Origin of the sequence: Streptomyces oceani, assembly GCF_001751245.1 — a bacterium.
Classification (GTDB): domain Bacteria; phylum Actinomycetota; class Actinomycetes; order Streptomycetales; family Streptomycetaceae; genus Streptomyces; species Streptomyces oceani.
Genome location: NZ_LJGU01000116.1, coordinates 142662 through 143913, shown reverse-complemented (window position 1 = coordinate 143913; position 1252 = coordinate 142662). Strand labels below are relative to the sequence as shown.

Below are 1252 nucleotides of genomic sequence, written 5' to 3'. Positions count from 1 at the left end.
CCGCGCGGCCCACCAGCAACGAAGCGACCTCCGCCTCCGACGCCTCGATCGCCACCATCGCACCGTCACGCGGCAACGCCTGCATCAACCGCCCCCGCGCCGCCACCACCACACACGCATCCTCCAACGACCACACACCCGCCACATACGCCGCCGCCAACTCACCAATCGAATGCCCCAACAACACATCCGGCCGCACACCCCACGACTCCACCAACCGGAACAACGCCACCTCGAACGCGAACAACGCCGGCTGCGTCACCCCCGTCTCACCCAGACCGTCCCCAGCCTCGGCATCCTCCCCGAACACCACATCCCGCAACGGACGGTCCAACTCCCCATCCAACCGCGCGCACACCTCATCAAAGGCATCCGCGAACACCGGGAACGCGGCATACAACTCCCGCCCCATCCCCCACCGCTGCGCACCCTGACCCGCGAACACAAAACCAACCCGCCCACCCCGACGCGCCACACCCCGCACCACGTTCGCCGCCGACTCACCCGCCGCCACCGCCGCCAGCCCCGCACCCAACTCAGCACGGTCCGCACCCCAGACGACCGCGCGTTCCGCGAAGGTCGTGCGGGTCGTGACGAGCGCGCGCGCCACGTCCTGGGACCCGGCCTCCGGCCGCGCCTGGACGTACGCGAGCAGCCGCTCAGCCTGGGCCGCCAGCGCCTCCGGCGTGCGCGCGGACAACGCCCAGGGCAGGTACGGCAGCGGGCACGCCGGCCGGTCACCCGCGCTGTCCGCCTCCGTCTCCGCCTCAGCAGCGGTCGCAGGTGCCTGCTCGATGATGGCGTGCGCGTTCGTCCCGCTGACGCCGAACGCCGAGACGGCCGCCCTGCGCGGTCGGGCCGTCGGCTCGCTCTGCTCGTCCGAGCCGGCCGCCTGGTCCGTGTCGCCGTCCACGTCGGTGCCGCCCGTGCTGGTACGAGGCCACTCGCACGCCTCGGTCAGCAGCCGCACCTCGCCCTCGGTCCAGTCGACCGCCGACGCGGGCTGATCGACGTGCAACGTGCGCGGCAACAGGCCGTGCCGGATGGCCTGCACCATCTTGATGACCCCGCCGACTCCGGCGGCGGCCTGGGTGTGCCCGATGTTGGACTTCAACGAGCCGAGCCACAAAGGCCGGTCCGCGTCCCGCCCCTTGCCGTACGTCCCCAACAGCGCCTGCGCCTCGATCGGGTCACCCAGCGTCGTACCGGTACCGTGCGCCTCCACCGCGTCGACGTCGCCGGGCTGGAGCCC

General features: G+C 72.2%; 1 protein-coding gene. It reads right to left on the bottom strand.

From position 1 onward, the window contains the following. Positions 1 to 1252 (bottom strand): acyltransferase domain-containing protein (locus AN216_RS10670; RefSeq protein WP_420855712.1); only part of this gene is annotated, 1252 nt, incomplete at both ends.